Source organism: Streptomyces sp. NPDC054813 (assembly GCF_053611365.1).
This window is the reverse complement of the sequence record NZ_JBSHAF010000006.1, coordinates 201,671-218,722: the sequence shown is the minus strand read 5'-3', so window position 1 is coordinate 218,722 and position 17,052 is coordinate 201,671. Positions and strand designations below refer to the sequence as shown.

General features: G+C 71.2%; 17 protein-coding genes. 9 read left to right on the top strand and 8 right to left on the bottom strand.

Translation table 11 applies throughout. The annotated features are described in order from the left end of the window. Nucleotides 1–15: 15 nt before the first annotated feature. Nucleotides 16–1,251 (bottom strand): MFS transporter, encoded by a 1,236-nt coding sequence (locus tag ACWGJB_RS14220; protein ID WP_453380436.1) that lies wholly within the window; start codon nucleotides 1,249–1,251, stop codon nucleotides 16–18. A gap of 172 nt (nucleotides 1,252–1,423) precedes the next feature. Between ACWGJB_RS14220 and ACWGJB_RS14215 the strand changes: the two genes are divergently transcribed. The 3 genes from ACWGJB_RS14215 (at nucleotide 1,424) to ACWGJB_RS14205 (ending at nucleotide 3,800) form a co-directional block, all read left to right on the top strand. Beyond that, nucleotides 1,424–2,065: a DUF6758 family protein gene (locus ACWGJB_RS14215; RefSeq protein WP_453380435.1), complete on the top strand. Its 642-nt coding sequence runs from the start codon at nucleotides 1,424–1,426 to the stop codon at nucleotides 2,063–2,065. A 133-nt stretch (nucleotides 2,066–2,198) separates the two neighbouring features. Continuing rightward, a complete protein-coding gene (locus ACWGJB_RS14210) occupies nucleotides 2,199–3,056 on the top strand; it encodes a PHP domain-containing protein (protein WP_453380434.1) in 858 nt (285 codons plus the stop codon). A gap of 138 nt (nucleotides 3,057–3,194) precedes the next feature. Then, nucleotides 3,195–3,800: a MarC family protein gene (locus ACWGJB_RS14205; RefSeq protein WP_453380433.1), complete on the top strand. Its 606-nt coding sequence runs from the start codon at nucleotides 3,195–3,197 to the stop codon at nucleotides 3,798–3,800. Nucleotides 3,801–3,924: 124 nt separating this feature from the next. Here the strand turns inward: ACWGJB_RS14205 and ACWGJB_RS14200 are convergent, their stop codons facing one another. After that, nucleotides 3,925–4,077: a hypothetical protein gene (locus tag ACWGJB_RS14200; protein ID WP_351704745.1), complete on the bottom strand. Its 153-nt coding sequence runs from the start codon at nucleotides 4,075–4,077 to the stop codon at nucleotides 3,925–3,927. Between the two features lie 161 nt (nucleotides 4,078–4,238). Here ACWGJB_RS14200 and ACWGJB_RS14195 point away from each other — a divergent pair, with 161 nt between their 5' ends. After that, nucleotides 4,239–5,141: an NYN domain-containing protein gene (locus ACWGJB_RS14195; RefSeq protein ID WP_453380659.1), complete on the top strand. Its 903-nt coding sequence runs from the start codon at nucleotides 4,239–4,241 to the stop codon at nucleotides 5,139–5,141. 51 nt (nucleotides 5,142–5,192) lie between these two features. Here ACWGJB_RS14195 and ACWGJB_RS14190 read toward each other — a convergent pair whose 3' ends face one another. Continuing rightward, complete coding sequence (locus ACWGJB_RS14190; protein ID WP_453380432.1) at nucleotides 5,193–6,080, bottom strand: alpha/beta fold hydrolase; 888 nt, start codon at nucleotides 6,078–6,080, stop codon at nucleotides 5,193–5,195. 191 nt (nucleotides 6,081–6,271) lie between these two features. Further along, complete coding sequence (locus tag ACWGJB_RS14185; protein ID WP_453380431.1) at nucleotides 6,272–8,827, bottom strand: DEAD/DEAH box helicase; 2,556 nt, start codon at nucleotides 8,825–8,827, stop codon at nucleotides 6,272–6,274. 558 nt (nucleotides 8,828–9,385) lie between these two features. On the opposite strand from ACWGJB_RS14185, the gene ACWGJB_RS14180 reads away from it, so the two are divergent. After that, nucleotides 9,386–10,132 (top strand): ferritin-like fold-containing protein, encoded by a 747-nt coding sequence (locus ACWGJB_RS14180; protein WP_450754940.1) that lies wholly within the window; start codon nucleotides 9,386–9,388, stop codon nucleotides 10,130–10,132. Between the two features lie 127 nt (nucleotides 10,133–10,259). On the opposite strand, the gene ACWGJB_RS14175 is transcribed toward ACWGJB_RS14180, so the two are convergent. The 4 genes from ACWGJB_RS14175 to ACWGJB_RS14160 form a co-directional block, all read right to left on the bottom strand. After that, nucleotides 10,260–10,532 (bottom strand): hypothetical protein, encoded by a 273-nt coding sequence (locus ACWGJB_RS14175; protein WP_450755302.1) that lies wholly within the window; start codon nucleotides 10,530–10,532, stop codon nucleotides 10,260–10,262. A gap of 188 nt (nucleotides 10,533–10,720) precedes the next feature. After that, nucleotides 10,721–10,948, bottom strand: coding sequence for a DUF3107 domain-containing protein (locus tag ACWGJB_RS14170; protein ID WP_046730492.1), 228 nt, complete (start codon nucleotides 10,946–10,948; stop codon nucleotides 10,721–10,723). Nucleotides 10,949–11,098: 150 nt separating this feature from the next. Next, on the bottom strand, nucleotides 11,099–11,740 hold the full coding sequence (locus ACWGJB_RS14165) for a TetR/AcrR family transcriptional regulator (protein WP_365290502.1): 642 nt from the start codon (nucleotides 11,738–11,740) through the stop codon (nucleotides 11,099–11,101). 166 nt (nucleotides 11,741–11,906) lie between these two features. Continuing rightward, nucleotides 11,907–12,137: a hypothetical protein gene (locus ACWGJB_RS14160; protein ID WP_453380430.1), complete on the bottom strand. Its 231-nt coding sequence runs from the start codon at nucleotides 12,135–12,137 to the stop codon at nucleotides 11,907–11,909. A gap of 400 nt (nucleotides 12,138–12,537) precedes the next feature. Between ACWGJB_RS14160 and ACWGJB_RS14155 the strand changes: the two genes are divergently transcribed. From ACWGJB_RS14155 to ACWGJB_RS14140, 4 genes are all read left to right on the top strand, one after another. After that, nucleotides 12,538–13,530, top strand: a complete 993-nt coding sequence (locus ACWGJB_RS14155; RefSeq protein ID WP_453380429.1) for an alpha/beta fold hydrolase — start codon at nucleotides 12,538–12,540, stop codon at nucleotides 13,528–13,530. A gap of 7 nt (nucleotides 13,531–13,537) precedes the next feature. Then, nucleotides 13,538–15,019: a DUF3152 domain-containing protein gene (locus ACWGJB_RS14150; RefSeq protein ID WP_453380428.1), complete on the top strand. Its 1,482-nt coding sequence runs from the start codon at nucleotides 13,538–13,540 to the stop codon at nucleotides 15,017–15,019. A 56-nt stretch (nucleotides 15,020–15,075) separates the two neighbouring features. Beyond that, nucleotides 15,076–15,168 (top strand): Ms4533A family Cys-rich leader peptide, encoded by a 93-nt coding sequence (locus ACWGJB_RS14145; protein ID WP_351321593.1) that lies wholly within the window; start codon nucleotides 15,076–15,078, stop codon nucleotides 15,166–15,168. 165 nt (nucleotides 15,169–15,333) lie between these two features. Next, nucleotides 15,334–17,052 (top strand): ABC transporter substrate-binding protein, encoded by a 1,719-nt coding sequence (locus tag ACWGJB_RS14140; protein ID WP_453380427.1) that lies wholly within the window; start codon nucleotides 15,334–15,336, stop codon nucleotides 17,050–17,052.

The following is a 17,052-nucleotide window of genomic DNA, read 5'->3' as shown; positions in this document are numbered from 1 at the left end:
ACCATTCCGAATCGGTCAGTTGGCGAAGACGGTGACGCCGTCCTCCGCGGCGTGCGACGGCGCCAGCTCCTCCGCCTCGTGCGCGAGCGCGTTCCGTCGTACGAGAACCACCACCGCGCCCAGCACGGCGGTGACCGCCGCCACCACGAACGGGATGTGGATGTCGGTCCACTCCTCGATCTTCGGCGCGAAGTAGGGGGCGGCCGCGGCGGCGAACCAGCGGACGAAGTTGTAGCCCGCGCTCGCCACCGGGCGTGGCGCGTCCGACACGCCGAGGGCCAGTTCGGTGTAGACGGTGTTGTTCACGCCGATGAACGCGCCGGACAGGATCGTGCAGACGATCGCGGCGGTGTGACTGCCGTAGCCGAGCACGACGACGTCCACGGCGAGCAGCACGAGTGAGCCGCCCAGCACCTTCAGCGAGCCGAAGCGCCGCTGCATGCGCGGGGCCACCACCACCGAGAAGAGCGCGAGCAGCACACCCCACGCGAAGAACACGGCACCCGAGCGGTACGGGGTCATGTCCAGCACGAACGGGGTGAAGGCCAGCACGGTGAAGAACGTGTAGTTGTAGAAGAACGCCGAGGCGGCGACGGAGGCCAGGCCGCCGTGGCCGAGCGCCCGGATCGGGTCGAGGACCGAGGTCCTGCGGGCGGGCCTGGGCTGCTCCTTCAGGAACGCGGTGATGCACAGGAAGCCGACCGCCATCAGGGTGGCCGTGCCGAAGAAGGGGTAGCGCCAGCTGATGTTGCCGAGCACCGCGCCCAGCAGCGGGCCGCACGCCATGCCGAGGCCGAGCGCGGACTCGTAGAGCAGGATCGCCGCCGCGCTGCCGCCGGCCGCCGCGCCCACGATGACCGCGAGTGCGGTCGAGACGAACAGGGCGTTGCCGAGGCCCCAGCCGGCCCGGAAACCGACGAGCTGGCCGACCGTGTCCGACGTGCCGGCGAGGCCCGCGAAGACGACTACGAACGCGAGGCCGAGCAGCAGCGTCCTGCGGCCGCCGATCCGGCTGGAGACGAAGCCGGTGAGCAGCATCGCCACGGCGGTGATCAGGAAGTACGAGGTGAAGAGCAGGGAGACCTGGCTGGTCGTGGCGTCCAGGCCCTTGGCTATGGAGGGCAGGATCGGGTCGACGAGTCCGATGCCCATGAAGGCGACGACGGACGCGCCGGCCGTCGCCCATACGGCCTTCGGCTGCCGCAGGATGCTGCCCGCCCCCGCGTCGAACGGTTCTGCTGACTCTGCCATGCGCTTCCTCCGCCGCTCTCGTCTGCCCACGTCGATTTGGTTGGTGTATACACATAGTAAGTTAGGGTGGCTAATTAATGCAAGATACATCTAACTCCACCCGGTGACCGGTTCCGCCCGGACGGGTGATCGTCCTTGACGTGGGGGATTCCGGGTAGGACCGTGGGGCCCTATGAGGGGCGAACCCAGTTGCCCGAAGTGCGGTGGCCGGGTCAGGGCTCCCGGCCTCTTCGCCGACACCTGGCAGTGCGAGGTGCACGGGACCGTGCATCCGGTACAGCCCGTGATCCCGCCCAGCGTCGAGGCCCTCGATGTCGTGGTGCACCGGACCCAGGTGCCGGTGTGGATGCCCTGGCCGCTGCCGGTCGGCTGGCTGTTCACGGGTGTGGCCTGCGCCGGTGACGACCGCAGCGGCGGGCGCGCGACCGCCGTCGCCTGCTCCGGACCCGCGCCGCTCGGCGGCGTAGGGGAGATGATCCTGGTCGCCGAGGAGCTGGGGGTCGGCCTCGGCGCGCGGTACGCGGGCATCGACGGACCGGACCCAGGGCCGTCGATGGACGTGGAGAAGCCGCCGCAGGCGAAGGTGCTCGCCGCCGGGCGGCCGACGCCGCTGTGGCATGTGCCGGGAGCGCCGGACGACAGGGCCGTCTTCGCGGGCGAGGCCCGGGGGATGTGGCTCTGGGCGGTGGTGTGGCCCGAGCAGACCGGGTTGCTGATGTACGACGAGCTGGTGCTCACAGATCTGCGGGACGCGGGCGCGGAGGTGGACCTGGTGCCCTGCGGGGCGTTGTCGCCGCGCTTGCTGGAGCCCTAGTGCGCCGGAAGCAGGGGTTGTCTGTGACCTGCCTGTACGGGGCGCCCCCGGCTTTCGGGTGTGACAGGGCATCCGCTTCCGGCCGCTATCCTTGACGCGTCCCTTCCGTCCCGTCCCGTCTGGAGTCCGCGTCGTGCGTATCGATCTGCACTGCCACTCCACCGCCTCCGACGGTACGGACAGCCCGGCCGAGCTGGTGCGGAACGCCGCCGCTGCCGGGCTCGACGTCGTCGCGCTGACCGACCACGACACCACCCGGGGCCACGCCGAGGCCGTCGCGGCGCTGCCCGAGGGGCTCACCCTGGTCACCGGGGCCGAGCTGTCCTGTCGTATCGACGGCGTCTCCATGCACATGCTGGCCTACCTCTTCGACCCCGAGGAGCCCGATCTGCTCGCCGAGCGCGAGCTGGTCCGCGACGACCGGGTGCCGCGGGCCCGGGGCATGGTCGCCAAGCTGAACGAGCTGGGCGTGCCGGTCACCTGGGAGCAGGTGAGGCGGATCGCCGGCGACGGTTCCGTGGGACGGCCGCATGTCGCCTCCGCGCTGGTCGAGCTGGGTGTCGTACCGACCGTGAGCGACGCGTTCACGCGGGAGTGGCTGGCCGACGGCGGCCGGGCCTTCGTGGAGAAGCACGAGACCGACCCCTTCGCGGTGATCCGGCTGGTCAAGCAGGCCGGCGGGGTGTGCGTGTTCGCGCATCCGGCGGCCGCCGAGCGCGGGCGCACGGTGCCCGAGTCGGCGATCGCCGAGCTGGCCGCGGCCGGCCTCGACGGTATCGAGGTCGACCACATGGACCACGACGCCGACACCCGGGTCCGGCTGCGCGGGCTGGCCGCGGAGCTGGGGCTGCTGGTCACCGGGTCCTCGGACTACCACGGCAGCCGCAAGACGGTGGCGCTGGGCGAGTACACGACCGACCCCGAGGTGTACGGGGAGATCACACGCCGTGCCACCGGCGCGTTCCCCGTCCCGGGGACCGGCGGACGCTGAGGCTCACCCCCGTTCCCGATCTCCCTGCGCGGCAGTTCGGGCCCGCCCTCTCCCGGGCCGGGCTCGCCGGCGCGTGGTGACCCCCATCGCCCTGCGGCACCACCGCCCGCAGCGCCGACCTAGGCACAAGGCTCACGCATGTTCGACGTCGCCGTCTTCGGCTCCCTCTTCCTGACCCTGTTCGTCATCATGGATCCCCCTGGGATCACCCCGATCTTCCTCGCCCTCACCTCTGGCCGGCCCGCCAAGGTGCAGCGGCGGATGGCCTTCCAGGCCGTCTGCGTGGCGGGCGGGGTGATCGCCGTCTTCGGGCTCCTGGGCCACCAGATCCTCGACTACCTGCACGTCTCCGTGCCCGCGCTGATGATCGCGGGCGGGCTGCTGCTCCTGCTGATCGCCCTCGACCTCCTCACCGGCAAGAACGACGAGCCGAAGCAGACCAAGGACGTCAATGTGGCGCTGGTGCCCCTGGGTATGCCGCTGCTGGCGGGGCCCGGCGCGATCGTGTCGGTCATCCTCGCCGTGCAGAAGGCGGACAGCGTCTCCGCCCAGGTGTCCGTGTGGGTCGCGATCCTGGCCATCCACGTCGTGCTGTGGCTGGTGATGCGGTACTCACTGCTGATCATCCGGGTCATCAAGGACGGTGGCGTGGTGCTGGTGACGCGGCTCGCAGGCATGATGCTCTCCGCGATCGCCGTACAGCAGATCATCAACGGCGTCACCCAGGTCATCAAGGGCGCGTAGCCGGGCCGGCGGACAGACGCGGAGCCCCCGTACGGCGTCGTACCGTACGGGGGCTCCGAAGACTCTGCGGTGTTCCGCGCGTCAGTGTGTCTCGTCGTGCGTCGTGGTTCGGGACTCGTATCTCTTACGAAGCCTGGTTCTCGGCCGGTCGGATCCACAGGCGCTGCCCGATGGCGGCGGCCTGCTGGACGATCCTGTTGACGGAGGCGGCGTCCACGACGGTGCAGTCCACGGTGGTGCCGTCGACTTCGTCCAGTCGCCTGATTTCGAAGCGCATCTGCCTCTCCCTTCGTCTCGTGTTCGTCTGAGTCAACGGCTTGCGTGTTACAAACATTCCCTTGGCTAAAGAAAATTTTCGAACGCCTAATTACCGACCGGTAAGAGTCGTCCGGGAGACTGACCGGGAGCGGTTGTGTTCGCAGCGTGACCGCCGGGACAATGGACGCGATGAACGACGACCTCGCCGCCCTCCAGGCCCGCATCGATCGCACGAACGAGCTGCTCACCCGCATGCTCGCGGAAGTGGCGAAGACGCCTTCGACACACGCGATCTTCGTCGACGCGGGCTACCTGTACGCGGCCACGGGCCGGCTCGTCGCCGGGACGGAGGACCGCCGCGCCTTCGACCTCGACGCCGAGGGACTGATCGACGCGCTCATCGACAAGGCACGCCAGATCTTCGCGGACAGCCGGCTGCTGCGCGTCTACTGGTACGACGGCGCCCGCCGCCGCATCCACACCGCCGAGCAGCAGACCATCGCCGAACTGCCCGACGTCAAGGTCCGGCTCGGCAACCTCAACGCCAACAACCAGCAGAAGGGCGTCGACTCCCTGATCCGTACGGACCTCGAGTCACTCGCCCGGCACCGCGCCATCAGCGACGCGGCCCTGCTCGGCGGCGACGAGGACCTGGTCTCCGCGGTCGAGGCGGCCCAGGGCTACGGCGCCCGTGTCCACCTCTGGGGCATCGAGGCGCCCGAGGGCCGTAACCAGGCCGAGCCGCTGCTCTGGGAGGTCGACAGCCAGCGCACCCTCGACCTCGAGTTCTTCAAGCCGTACGTCGCCCGGCGCACCGCCCACGCCTACGAGGCCGGCGGCACCAGACCCAGCCGGGAGGACGTCCGTTTCGTCGGCGCGCAGATCGCTGCGAAGTGGCTGTCCTCGCGGGGCAGTGAGGCGCTCGTCGAGCTGCTGCCCGGCCATCCGTACCTGCCGGGCCCGGTCGACCAGGACCTCCTCGTCGAGGCCGAGGGCCTGCTCCAGTACTCCCTGCGCGGCCAGGCCGACCTGCGCCGAGCCCTCCGGGACGGCTTCTGGGAGCACCTTCAGACGCAGTACTAGATGTCTGCGACCAGGGCCTGTCCGATCCTCGGGATACGCCCTAGCCCGGTCCTAGCCCTTCGCGCTGTCCCAGAAGGCGGCGATCGCCTCGGCGGTGGGGGCCGGTCGGTCGGTGTTGGGGGAGTGCTCGGCACCCGCGATGACCGTCCGGTGCGCGCGCAGCCGTAGCGCCATCTCGTCCAGCAGCGGCAGCGGCCAGGTGTCGTCCCGCGCCCCCGACAGCACATGGAACGGCAGCGGTACGGCGGCGAGTTCGTCGACGCGGTCCGGCTCGGTGCACAACTGGAGTCCAGCGGCGAGGAGTTGGGCCGGCTTGTTGCCCAGCCAGCGGCGCCGCAGATCCTCCTGGTCCTCCCGGTACGTCTGCTCCTCCGGATCGCCCTCGGCCAACTCCTCCGGCGCCTCCAGGGCCTGCATGGCCTCCCACACCTCGGCCATCGGAAGCACCGCGAGCGCGTCACGCAACAGCTTCACCCGCTGCTGCTGGGGGACGGAGATCTGGGCCGGGCCCGAGGACATCAGCGTCAGCGAGCGGAACGGCGTGTGGTCGAGGAGCACGGCCGCGCGTGCGATCTGACCGCCGAGGGAGTGCCCCAGCAGATGCACGGGCCGGCCGTCGCCGACCGCAGCCGCCTGCGCGAGTGCGTCCCGCGCCAACTCCTCCTGGGCGTACGCCGATTCGTCGTCCTTCGGGCCGTCCGACTCGAACTGCCCACGCCCGTCCACGGCGACGGTCCGGTACCCGCGCGCGCCCAGCGCCTCGTGCAGCGGGTTGAAGTCCTCCTTGCTGCCGGTGAACCCGGGCAGCAACAGCGCGGTCCCCTTGGGCTCGGTCCCGGCGGCTGCGGGCGCGTCGATGACGGCGAACGCACCTCGCGCGGTGGCGAGCGCGTACGCGCGCGCCCCGACGGGCGGGACAAAGGTACGAGGCCTGCTCATGGGGAGAGGTTATCCGTCGGACTGCGACACCCCGGAAGCCGGCGGATGAATCCCGTTGCGGCGGGGGGCGGGGGGCGGGGGGCGGGGGGCGGCGGGCGGTGGTGGAGGCGGGCGGTGGAGGCGGCAGGTCGGGCCGGGAACGCCGAACGGCCCGGCCCACACAGGGTGGGCCGGGCCGTTCGGTGAGGTGCTCAGGCCTCGGGAGCCGCGGCGGCGGCCTTCCGGGTCCGGCGGGCCTTCGGCTTCGCCTCCGCGTCGACCGCGTCGGCAGTGCCGACCGCCTCGACTGACTCGGCCGCCTTGCGGGTGGTGCGACGCCTCGGCTTGACCTCAGGCTCCTCGCTGGCCTGCGCCGGAATCTCCGCACCGGCGGCAACAACCGTCTTGCGGGTCCGACGGGGCTTGACCTCGGTGCCATCGACGGTGTCGACGGCTGCCTCGGCGGCCTTCCGAGTGCGGCGCGGCTTGACCTCGGCGACCGCGGCGACCTGGGCGGTCTCCGGGGCGGCGGCCGCCGTCTTGCGGGGGCGGCGGGGCTTGGCCTCGGTGGCCTCGGCCGTGTCCACCGCCGTCTGGGCGGCGGCCGCGGTCTTGCGGGTGCGGCGGGGCTTGGCCTCGGCGGCCTCGGCGGCCTCGGCGGTCTCCGGGGCGGCGACCGTCTCGGTGGCGGCTGCCGTCTTGCGGGTCCGGCGCGGCTTGGCCTCGGTGGCCTCGGCCGTGTCGACGGCCGCTTCGGCGGCGGCTGCCGTCTTGCGGGCACGACGCGGCTTGGCGGCCTCCGTCTCCGGCGTGGCTTCGGCCTCGGCCGTCGCCGGAGCGGCGGCAGCGGCCTTGCGGGTGCGGCGGGGCTTGGCCTCGGCGCCCTCGGCGGTGTCGACGGCCGTTTCGGCGGCGGCTGCCGTCTTGCGGGTCCGGCGCGGCTTGGCCTCGGTGGCCTCGGCCGTGTCCACCGCCGTCTCGGCGGCGGCCGCGGTCTTGCGGGTACGACGCGGCTTGGGCTCCTCGGCGACCTCGGGCTCGGGCGCGGTCACCACCGCCTCGGCCGGCTCGGCGGCCTTGCGGGTGCGGCGGCGGACCGGCGTCACCGGGGCCTCGACGGCCTGGACGGTCTCGGCGGTCTCCTGCGGAGCCTCCGTGACCTCGGCCGGTGTCACCGCGGCCTCCGCGGACTTGCGGGTCCGACGGCGACGCGGCTTCTCCGGAGCGACAGGCTCCACCACGGCCTCGACGGTCTCCACGACCGCCTCGGGCGTCCCGGTCTGCGGGGCGGTGGCCGCCACCGGCTCCGGCGACGCCCCACCGCGCGTACGGCGACGACGGCGCGGAGTGCGGGAACCCGCGGGCTCCGACGCCGTGACGGACTCGGCGGCGGGCGACGCGGACTCGGCGGCCGGCGCCGAGGACGTCGTACCGGATGCCGGGTCCAGCGCCGAACCGGCGCGGGTGCGACGGCGGCGGCGCGGGGTGCGGGGCGAACGCTCGCGCTCCTCGGGGCGGGCCGCGCCCCGGTCGCGACGGTCGTCCCGGCCACCGCGACCGCGGCCACCACGGCCGCCGGTCTCGCCCAGGTCCTCCAGCTCCTCCGCCTCGAGCCCGGCCCGGGTGCGCTCGGAACGCGGCAGAACACCCTTGGTGCCGGCCGGGATCTTGAGCTCCTCGAAGAAGTGCGGGGAGGTCGAGTAGGTCTCCACCGGTGCGGGGAAGCCCAGCTCCAGCGCCTTGTTGATGAGCTGCCAGCGCGGGATGTCGTCCCAGTCCACGAAGGTGATCGCCGTACCCTTCGCGCCCGCGCGGCCCGTACGGCCGATGCGGTGCAGATACGTCTTCTCGTCCTCGGGGGACTGGTAGTTGATGACGTGGGTGACGCCCTCGACGTCGATGCCGCGCGCGGCCACGTCGGTGCAGACGAGGACGTCCACCTTGCCATTGCGGAAGGCGCGCAGCGCCTGCTCGCGGGCGCCCTGGCCGAGGTCGCCGTGGACCGCGCCGGAGGCGAACCCGCGGTGCTGGAGCTGCTCGGCGATGTCGGCGGCCGTGCGCTTGGTCCGGCAGAAGATCATCGCCAGTCCGCGGCCGTCGGCCTGCAGTATGCGGGCGATCATCTCCGGCTTGTCCATGGAGTGCGCGCGGTAGACGAACTGCTTGGTGTTCGCGACGGTCGCGCCCGTGTCGTCCGGCGCGGTGGCGCGGATGTGCGTGGGCTGCGACATGTAGCGGCGGGCGAGACCGATGACCGCGCCCGGCATGGTCGCCGAGAACAGCATGGTCTGGCGCTTGGCCGGAAGCATGTTGATGATCTTCTCGACGTCGGGCAGGAAGCCCAGGTCGAGCATCTCGTCGGCCTCGTCCAGGACGAGCGACTTGATGTGCTTCAGGTTCAGCTTCTTCTGGCCCGCGAGGTCCAGGAGCCGGCCCGGGGTGCCGACGACGACGTCGACGCCCTTCTTCAGGGCCTCGACCTGCGGCTCGTAGGCCCGGCCGCCGTAGATGGCGAGCACGCGCACGTTACGGACCTTGCCGGCGGTCAGCAGGTCGTTGGTGACCTGGGTGCAGAGCTCGCGCGTCGGGACGACGACCAGCGCCTGCGGGGCGTCGGTGAGGGCCTCGGGGGCGGCGCGTCCGGCCTCCACGTCGGCGGGGACGGTCACGCGCTCCAGGAGCGGCAGACCGAAACCGAGGGTCTTGCCGGTGCCGGTCTTGGCCTGGCCGATGACGTCGGTGCCGGACAGGGCGACCGGGAGCGTCATCTCCTGGATGGGGAAGGGGTTGATGATGCCGACGGCTTCCAGGGCCTCGGCGGTCTCGGGAAGGATCCCGAGTTCACGAAACGTCGTAGTCAGGGTGCTGCCTCTTCTGTGTGTCGCGGTCCGAGGCGAGCGCGGGGGTCTTTGACGGACCGTGCCGGGGGACGTCGGCTGCCTTACGGGCGCCGTGTGGGGCACGCCGTATGACACGGGACCTCTGCCGACGCTCTAGCGCTCGTACCGCTGAGGTGTCCCTCCGGTCGTCGTACGCGATGTGCCGTACGCGCCGGGAGGGCTGTCGGGTCGGAGCCGATCGGGCCACCGACCGGGCATCCTCATACGTGCGGCCTGTCGAGGTACGTCCGAATACGACGGCGTACCAGCAGGCGCATTACCACCATACCCCGGAATCGTGCACATGCGATGGCCGATTCGGTCACGTCGTGGTAGTCACAGTGGCTGACCAGCGGCTTCTCGGTTACTTGTCCGGGACTTCTCGGGGCTTCCCCGAGGATTCCAGGGCCTTCCCCGGGGCTTCCCGGAGGCGGCGGGCGGACTATTGTGCGCTTCATGACGAGCTCTGACAAGCCTGAGACCGCCTCCGCCGAACCGACCGGTGTCGCCGCCCAGGACTGGGCGCAGGCGGCCGCCGACCCGCAGTACCGTGCCGCGGTCGTGGACCTGCTCGGCGCCCTCGCGTACGGCGAGCTCGCGGCGTTCGAGCGCCTCGCGGAGGACGCCAAGCTGGCGCCCTCGCTGGTGGACAAGGCCGAGCTGGCGAAGATGGCGTCGGCCGAGTTCCAGCACTTCGAGCGGCTGCGGAACCGGCTGACGGAGATCGGCGAGGACGCGACGCAGGCGATGGAGCCGTTCGTCGCGGCCCTCGACGGCTTCCACCGCCAGACGGCGCCGTCGGACTGGCTGGAAGGCCTGGTCAAGGCGTACGTCGGCGACTCGATCGCCAGTGACTTCTACCGGGAGGTCGCGGCCCGGCTGGACACGGACACGCGCGAGCTGGTGCTTGCCGTGCTCGACGACACCGGGCATGCCGGGTTCGCCGTGGACAGGGTGCGGGCGGCCATCGACGCCGACCCTCGTGTGGGGGGCCGGCTGGCGCTGTGGGCGCGGCGGCTGATGGGGGAGGCGCTGTCGCAGTCCCAGCGGGTGGTCGCCGACCGGGACGCGCTGTCGACCATGCTGGTGGGCGGGGTGGCCGACGGGTTCGATCTCGCCGAGGTGGGGCGGATGTTCTCGCGGATCACCGAGGCGCACACGAAGCGGATGGCTGCGCTGGGCTTGGCCGCCTGACGCTCTGAGGCGGGATTCAGGGGGAGTTGCGCGGCTGCGGGTACGTGGTGGCAGGTCGCGCAGTTCCCCGCGCCCCCTTGGGGGGCGCTCGGGCCAGGGGCGCTGGAACGGTCTTCGGCGCTTGACGCTACGCCGGGATCGATCGTCGGCGCAGGTGGCGGCCTGCCGGGCGGAGCAGCAGCGAGAGGGAGGCCGCCGCGACGATCGCGGCACCCAGAAGGCTCACCAGGACCGTGTCGGGGCCGAGCGCGCTGTGGGTGACGAAGTCGCCGAAGAGGGCTCCTGCGACACCCGTGGAGAACACCAGGGGGCGGGCCGGAAGACGGTGGGAAAGGCGGCTGGCCGCGGCCCACGAAAGGGCCAGGCCGAGCAGTGCGGATCCTAGGACTTCCAGCAGCATCACGAGGGGTCCCTCCCACGGCCGGTCGGTGCTTCACGGTCGTAGGCCGTCATACCCGTGACCTGCGGAATGCAATCCTCCCCTGTGGGTGAGTTGTGGACCGGATGTGGAGAGCGGACACGGCGGAGCGGGCACGACAGAGAGGCCCGTCGGACACACGTCCGACGGGCCCCTCCGTGCTGCTGTGGCTAGACCGCGCTGAAGCCCACCTTGCGCACCGTCGGCTCGCCGAGCTCGATGTACGCCAGGCGGTCCGTCGGGACCAGCACCTTGCGGCCGCGCTCGTCCTCCAGGGACAGCACCTGCGACTTACCGGCCAGCGCGTCGGCGACGAGGCGCTCGACCTCCTCGGCGTTGAGACCGCTCTCCAGCACGATCTCGCGGGGCGCGTGCTGCACGCCGATCTTGACCTCCACGGCTATGTCCCTCCGACGGTCAGTGAAGTGCGCGACCTTCCGCGCCGTACGCTGCACACATTAGCCCGGTGAGGGGACGTACACGCTGCGGGCGTGCACGCCAGGAGCGAACAGCGAACGGGAATGCCGTGCCGACAGGCCCGTGACGCCTCAGTGGTGGTCGGTGCCGTGCAGCGGGAAGCCGGCGATGCCGCGCCAGGCCAGCGAGGCCAGCAGCTGCACCGCCTGGTCGCGCGGGACGCTGCGGTCGCTGTGCAGCCAGGAGCGCGCCACCACCTGGGCGAGGCCGCCGAGGCCGGAGGCCAGCAGCGTCGACTCGGCGCGCGAGAGGCCGGTGTCCTCGGCGATCACGTCGCAGATCGCCTCGGCGCACTCGGTGGTGACCTTGTCGACGCGCTCGCGCACCGCGGGCTCGTTCGTCAGGTCGGACTCGAAGACGAGGCGGAAGGCGCCGCCGTCGTCCTCGACGTACGCGAAGTACGCGTCCATGGTCGCCCGGACGCGCTGCTTGTTGTCGGTCGTCGACGCGAGCGCGCCGCGTACCGCGTGGATCAGGGCGTCGCAGTGCTGGTCCAGCAGGGCCAGGTAGAGGTCGAGCTTGCCCGGGAAGTGCTGGTACAGCACCGGCTTGCTGACACCGGCGCGTTCGGCGATGTCGTCCATCGCGGCCGCGTGATACCCCTGCGCGACGAAAACTTCCTGGGCGGCGCCCAGCAACTGGTTCCGACGGGCACGGCGCGGCAGGCGCGTGCCCCGCGGGCGCGCCGCCTCTGTCTGCTCGATGGCTGTCACGCCGCCTCCCAAAATCGTCCACATGCGGATTACGCCGCCCGGCCATCGTACTTTTCGGTAACCGTGCTGTGCGCGGTGCGAGCGCAGAATTTCACGTACCGGACGACGGCGAAAGCCGCACCGGGAAATGCGGACAGGCCAGGTGGCCCCGCCGGAGCCGCCGCGGTCAGCGATAGTCCTCCTCGTCGAGGGAGACCACGCGCGCCTGTTCGATGAGATCGGCCTCGTTCGCGTGGTCCTCGTCCACACCGGTGAGCGGGTCGTCACGGGACGGTGCGACGTCCGTGTGCTGCTCTGCTGCGTCGCCCTCGGGGGCCTCGACGTCGATCTCCGGGGAGTCCTCCGCCTCCAGCGGCAGGTCGTCGAGCATGTCGGGGTCGGTGGGGTCATAGGCCATCGTGGGCTCCCTTCCATCGAATGTCCCTGGCAGAAGCAGGGGGCCATAAACGGGTGCCCTCTTTATGAGCGTAGGAGACACAGGTTGCGGACGCTATGCCGTCGACGGCCGTTCGCCCGGGATGCTGTCGACCGCCGACCACATGGCCTCGCCTACGGTTTGCCGAAGTTCGTCGACGACCTGTCGACGACCTGTCGCCGACAGGCCGGTGGCCGGTCCGTGGATCGTCGGCGGTCGGGCGTCGGGTCGGCCACGGCCGGCCCGGCGGACCGTGCGTGGTGTGGCGCGGCGGCTCGCCACTTGTGGCCCGGCGGCTCGCCCTGTGGTCCGATGACTCGCGGGGCGGCTGTGTGATGGCGAACACACGAATCACTGTGTGATCGTCTCGTAACATTGGCCCATGTCTTCGACCGAGCTGCCCTCAGTGCCGCCCACCAGCGTGCTGCCGAAGGCGGCGGCCGTCAGAGTCGCGGAGGGCGAGCGGCTGCGGACGGTCGGGCTGCCCGGCGTCACCCTCACGGTCCGGTCCAGGCCGCCCACGCGCGCGGGCCTGCCGCCCGCGCTGTACGTCCACGGGCTCGGCGGCTCCTCGCAGAACTGGTCGGACCTGATGCAGCGGCTCGAAGGCGTCGTGGACGGCGAGGCGGTCGACCTGCCGGGCTTCGGCGACTCCCCGCCACCGGACGACGGCGACTACTCCGTCACCGGGCACGCGCGCGCGGTCATCCGCTACCTCGACGCGGTCGGCCGCGGTCCGGTCCACCTCTTCGGCAACTCGCTCGGCGGCGCGGTCAGCACCCGCGTCGCCGCCGTCCGCCCCGACCTGGTCCGCACGCTCACGCTCGTCTCGCCGGCCCTGCCCGAACTGCGCGTGCAGCGCACGGCCATGCCGACGGTGCTGCTCGGCCTGCCCGGCGTCGCCGGACTGCTCACCCGCACGACCGGCAAGTGGACCGCCGAACAGCGGGTGCGGGGCGTGCTGGCCCTCTGCTACGGCGACCCCGGCCAGGTCACGCCCGAGGCGTTCGAGTACGCGGTGGAGGAGCTGGAACGGCGGCTGCGACTGCCGTACTTCTGGGACGCGATGGCGCGGTCCGCGCGCGGGATCGTCAATGCCTACACCCTGGGCGGCCAGCACGGGCTCTGGCGCCAGGCCGAGCGCGTCCTCGCCCCGACCCTGCTGATCTACGGCGGCCGCGACCAGCTGGTCGGCTACCGCATGGCCCAGAAGGCCGCGCGTACCTTCCGCCACTCCCGGCTGCTGTCCATGCCGGACGCCGGGCATGTGGCGATGATGGAGTACCCGGCGACGGTGGCCGGGGCGTTCCGTGAACTCCTGGCGGACGCCGACGAGTTGGGTGCCGGTACGGTCGCGCCGGGCGCGGGGGGCTGAGGGGCGGGTGGGACGTCACAGCCGCCGTGGTCCGGCCCCCAAAGGCGATGCCGCGGACATAACCGGCATAGGTGCGAGCCGGAACAGCGACCCGAGGAAAGGTGAGCGCGAAGGCACCGGGCCGATACCCCGCCCGACCCAGGGCACGCCTCCGGGAGGGGCCCCGCGCCCACCGGACGGCACCCCTGCGCGCGGGATGCCGCGCCTGCCGGACGGCACGCCGGCTCGAGGGGTTCCGCGCCTGCCGGACGGCACGCCGGCGCACGGTGTTCCCCGGTTCCCGGACGGGACGCCCGCCCATGGTGTGCCCCGGGCCCGTGGCGGTCATCCCCAGCAGCGGGAAGCCGGCGGTGGCTGGGGTGAGGTGGGCGGACAGGCCGGTGCCGTCGCTTCCGGGGCGGCCGGGCCGTCGATACCGAGGCAGCGGCGGGGCGGGCCCGGGGTGCCCCGGCAGGACTACCTCGACGCCTTCGGCGAGGACGTCGACGTCTTCACGCCCCGCCCCGGTGCGCCGGGTGCCGGCATCGGAGGCCGGCGCGCGGAAACGTATCCGCCCACCTCCGGCCCGGCTGCCTCGCTGCTCGACTCCGGCCCGCACACTTCCCCGCTCGCCTCCGAGCCGTACGGCGGCGACGGCGATGACGACGCGCCGCCCACCGGTGAACCCGCGCAGCCCAAGGGGGGCAAGGGACGGGCCCTCACCGGCGTCGTGGCCGCCGCCGTCACCACCGTGCTCGCGGTGATCGTCGCCGGGCAGGTCGCCGACGGCGGTGACAGCGGCGTACGGTCCCAGTCGGCTGCCGGCGACGCACGGGTCACCGACGGTGCCGCCTCGCGCGGCAACGGCCGTACGACACCGTCCGTCTCCGCCTCGCCCAGCGTGGCGACGCTCTCGTACGAGCAGGCGATGGGCAAGAAGTACCCGCTCGGCGCCAAGCTGGCCGGTTCCGGGAAGTTCGACGCCGTGCCCGGTGTCGCCAAGGCACCCGGCAAGGGGCAGAAGTACACCTACCGGGTCGACGTGGAGCAGGGGCTGGGGCTGGACGGCGAGCTGTTCGCCGCGGCCGTGCAGAAGACGCTCAACGACGATCGCAGCTGGGCCCACAACGGCGCCCGTACCTTCGAGCGCGTCTACTCCGGCAAGCCCGACTTCGTGATCACCCTTGCCAGCCCGGGAACCACTGCCAAGTGGTGCGCCAAGTCCGGCCTCGACACGACCGAGGACAACGTGTCGTGCGACTCGGCCGCCACCGAACGCGTCATGATCAACGCGTACCGGTGGGCGCAGGGCAGCAAGACGTACGGCGACAAGATCCACGCCTACCGGCAGATGCTGATCAACCACGAGGTCGGCCACCGGCTCGGCTACGGCCATGTGACCTGCGACAAGGACGGCGAGCTGGCGCCGGTCATGCAGCAGCAGACCAAGTTCCTCGACCACGACGGAATCCACTGTCTGCCCAACCCCTGGCCGTACCCCAAGAGTTGACAGGTGGCGCATACATCACATTGACATGGGCAGAAAGTTCATACATATTTCTGGGCATGTCGTCCCTTCACGCCTCCGCGCGCGCCGCCATCGAGCTGGCGCTCATCGGTGTGACCGCGCTCTGCGTGGCCGACATTCACTGTCGCTGACCCTCGCCCCTGGGCGTTCGCGTCGCGATCCTTCTCCGTTGCCGTGACTCGGTCACGGCTCTTTCGACGACCTGACGCCCGGGCAGACGTCTGTTCACTTGCGTCTCACTCCTCGTCAATATGTCTCACCTATCGAGACTCGCCTTCCGAGAGGTCGTCATTCCGATGCGTCAACCGTCCGCCACAGCGCGCCGCATGGCCGTGGCATCCGTCAGCCTGGTCGTGGCAGCGGGAGCCGTCGCCTGCGGGCCGAAGGACAACGATGCCAAGGGCTCCGGTGGCGACTCCACGCCGCACAAGGGCGGCACGCTCACGGTCCTGAACTCCGACCCCCAGTCGGACTTCGACCCCGCCCGCCTGTACACCTCCGGCGGCGGCAACGTGCCCTCCCTGGTCTTCCGTACGCTCACCACCCGCAACCGTGCGAGCGGTGCGGCCGGCGCCAAGGTCGTCCCCGACCTGGCCACCGACACCGGGCGCCCCAGCGAGAACGCGACCGTGTGGACGTACACCTTGAAGAAGGGTCTCAAGTACGAGGACGGGACCGCGATCACGTCCGCCGACATCAAGTACGGCATCGAGCGCTCCTTCGCCCCCGAGCTCTCCGGCGGCGCGCCCTACCTGCGGGACTGGCTGGTGGGCGCCGCCGACTACCAGGGGCCGTACAAGGACAAGAAGGGGCTCTCGGCGATCGAGACGCCGGACAGCAGCACGATCGTCTTCCACCTGAACAAGCCCGAGGGCGAGTTCCCGTACCTGGCCACGCAGACGCAGTTCACGCCCGTCCCGAAGGCCAAGGACACGGGCACCAAGTACGAGGAGCACCCGGTCTCGTCCGGCCCCTACAAGGTCGTGAAGAACGAGAACGACGGTGAGCACCTGGTGCTGGAGCGGAACACGTACTGGTCGTCGGCCGTCGACGACCAGCGCAAGGCCTACCCGGACAAGATCGACGTCAAGTCCGGGCTCGACTCCTCGGTGATCAACCAGCGGCTGTCGGCGTCCCAGGGGACGGACGCCGCCGCGGTCACCACGGACACCAACCTCGGCCCGGCCGAGCTCGCCAAGGTGACCGGCGACAAGGAACTCGCCTCGCGCGTCGGCACCGGGCACTTCGGCTACACGAACTACATAGCGTTCAACCCGAAGGTCAAGCCGTTCGACAACCCCAAGGTGCGGCAGGCGATCTCGTACGCCGTCGACCGGTCGTCCGTGGTCAACGCGGCGGGCGGCAGCGCGCTGGCCGAGGCCGCCACCACCTACCTGCCCAACCAGAAGTCCTTCGGCTACACGCCGTACGACCTCTTCCCGGCGGGCGACACCGGCAACGCGGCCAAGGCCAAGGAGCTGCTGAAGGAAGCGGGCTACCCGAACGGGCTCACCGTCACGCTGACCCACGACAACGCCCAGAACTTCAAGACCAGCCCCGAGATCGCGACCGCCATCCAGGATGCCCTCAAGAAGGCCGGCATCACGGTCAAGCTCCAGGGTCTGGAGGACAACAACTACTCCGACACGATCCACAACGTGAAGACCGAGCCGGGCTTCTTCCTCTCCGCGTGGGGTGCCGACTGGCCCTCCGGCGGTCCCTTCCTCGCCCCGATCTTCGACGGCCGGCAGATCGTCAAGGACGGCGCGAACTTCAACTCGGGTCAGCTCAATGATGCTTCGGTCAATGCCGAGATTGACGCGATCAACAAGTTGACCGACCTTGACGCGGCCGCCCAGCGGTGGGGCGCACTGGACAAGAAGATCGGCGCGCAGGCCCTGACCGTGCCGCTGTTCCACCCGGTCTACAAGCGCCTGGTCGGCAAGGACATCAAGAACGTCGTGATCAGCGACTGGACCGGTGTCCTGGACATCTCCCAGGTCGCGGTGAAGTAG

Excerpts from the sequence above, each read along its gene's own strand:
- ACWGJB_RS14215 (WP_453380435.1), top strand. The coding sequence starts at position 1,424 with ATGAGGGGCGAACCCAGTTGCCCGAAGTGCGGTGGCCGGGTCAGGGCT.
- ACWGJB_RS14195 (WP_453380659.1), top strand. The coding sequence starts at position 4,239 with ATGGACGCGATGAACGACGACCTCGCCGCCCTCCAGGCCCGCATCGAT.
- ACWGJB_RS14160 (WP_453380430.1), bottom strand. The coding sequence starts at position 12,137 with ATGGCCTATGACCCCACCGACCCCGACATGCTCGACGACCTGCCGCTG.
- ACWGJB_RS14220 (WP_453380436.1), bottom strand. The coding sequence starts at position 1,251 with ATGGCAGAGTCAGCAGAACCGTTCGACGCGGGGGCGGGCAGCATCCTG.
- ACWGJB_RS14175 (WP_450755302.1), bottom strand. The coding sequence starts at position 10,532 with ATGCTGCTGGAAGTCCTAGGATCCGCACTGCTCGGCCTGGCCCTTTCG.
- ACWGJB_RS14155 (WP_453380429.1), top strand. The coding sequence starts at position 12,538 with ATGTCTTCGACCGAGCTGCCCTCAGTGCCGCCCACCAGCGTGCTGCCG.
- ACWGJB_RS14140 (WP_453380427.1), top strand. The coding sequence starts at position 15,334 with ATGCGTCAACCGTCCGCCACAGCGCGCCGCATGGCCGTGGCATCCGTC.
- ACWGJB_RS14200 (WP_351704745.1), bottom strand. The coding sequence starts at position 4,077 with ATGCGCTTCGAAATCAGGCGACTGGACGAAGTCGACGGCACCACCGTG.
- ACWGJB_RS14185 (WP_453380431.1), bottom strand. The coding sequence starts at position 8,827 with ATGACGCTCCCGGTCGCCCTGTCCGGCACCGACGTCATCGGCCAGGCC.
- ACWGJB_RS14190 (WP_453380432.1), bottom strand. The coding sequence starts at position 6,080 with ATGAGCAGGCCTCGTACCTTTGTCCCGCCCGTCGGGGCGCGCGCGTAC.
- ACWGJB_RS14205 (WP_453380433.1), top strand. The coding sequence starts at position 3,195 with ATGTTCGACGTCGCCGTCTTCGGCTCCCTCTTCCTGACCCTGTTCGTC.
- ACWGJB_RS14145 (WP_351321593.1), top strand. The coding sequence starts at position 15,076 with ATGTCGTCCCTTCACGCCTCCGCGCGCGCCGCCATCGAGCTGGCGCTC.